Source organism: Corynebacterium sp. HMSC062E11 (genome assembly GCF_001811845.1).
Lineage (GTDB): Bacteria > Actinomycetota > Actinomycetes > Mycobacteriales > Mycobacteriaceae > Corynebacterium > Corynebacterium hesseae.
The window spans coordinates 219,479-220,682 of sequence record NZ_KV806839.1 but is presented as its reverse complement, the minus strand read 5'-3'; the positions used below and the strand labels follow the sequence as shown (position 1 = coordinate 220,682).

Annotated in this window: 1 protein-coding gene; it reads left to right on the top strand. The window is 54.7% G+C overall.

Annotated features, from left to right (window positions below; all coding sequences use genetic code 11):
- The coding region (locus tag HMPREF2822_RS12825; protein WP_232755719.1) for an HNH endonuclease signature motif containing protein at nt 1-1,170 on the top strand (1,170 nt) is incomplete at its 5' end.
- Nucleotides 1,171-1,204 lie beyond the last annotated feature (34 nt).

The following is a 1,204-nucleotide window of genomic DNA, read 5'->3' as shown; positions in this document are numbered from 1 at the left end:
ATCTACAACACCTGGGTTGCTGCTATGCCCAGTCTGCAGGCTGATATCAACACCACCGCACTATCCCTGGTAGCTGCCTGGTCACTGCCGGAAGGCCACATCAAAGCAGGTCTGCGCGCTATCCACCGGCTTGATAGCCTGCCAAAAGTCAAAGCCATACAAGACACCCACTGCCTGCTGGACATTGAGTCCTTGATTGCTATTGACCAACCCATGTCAGCACTAACCGCCTTGACTACGGAAACCCTGGATTTAATCGACACCATCCTGGCCGACTTCTTCACCCCCACCAAGGCGAATCAGGCTTTTCCCACACGTAGCCAAATCAGGCGTAAAGTCCGCGACATCTGTAAAACCCTGGATGACTCCATTGCTTTTCGCGATACCCGCCCCAAAGACACCTACCGTTTCTCCTCCAACGGAACCTCTGCGTGGCTGGAACTCCAGGTTGGGGAAGACACCGGCATTAAACTCGATGCCTTCATCCACACAACCGCCGCAAAAGAAGGAATCACTGTTGCTGAAGCGGTCATCAAACTCTTAAGCGGCGAAATACAACCACCAGCCACCGTAGTCTTACACACCTACCAAGCCTGCGATATCGACAATGCCCCAACCTTCATTGAAGGCTTCGGCTGGCGCCAAGAAGCCATGCCGCATGATAAAACCCGGGATCTAACCGGCGAGGTAGCCGAAGCAGACGGCTACCAACCAGGTGTTGTCATGCGCAAACACGTCGAAGGCCGCGACGGGACCTGCCGAGTCGGCGGGTGTGAACAACCTGCCTTTCTTACCCAGCTTGACCACCGGCACAACTGGGCTGAAGGCGGGCCAACACATCCGAAGAACCTGGCATGCTTATGCCAAGGCCATCACAACATGAAAACCGATGGCACCTTAAAGTACCTGCTGGACCCCTACAGTGGGGATGTTATCTGGCTTTTCGCTGACGGTACCTGGACCATCAACGAAGCAGAAGGACCCCTGGCACCCAAACAAAAACGGTGGGCACAAACAGTCGCCCAACACATCACCACCACCAGGAAACGTGTGCGCGAACAAGCCCAACACCTCAAACAAGAACTCGACGACTACCACGCACAACAACAAGCCAAAGCCAAAGCCGAAACCCAGACCAACACCGACAGCGGCAAGGACATCCCCTTCTAAACCCCGTCGATTCAAACGACGACGATGACGAAGA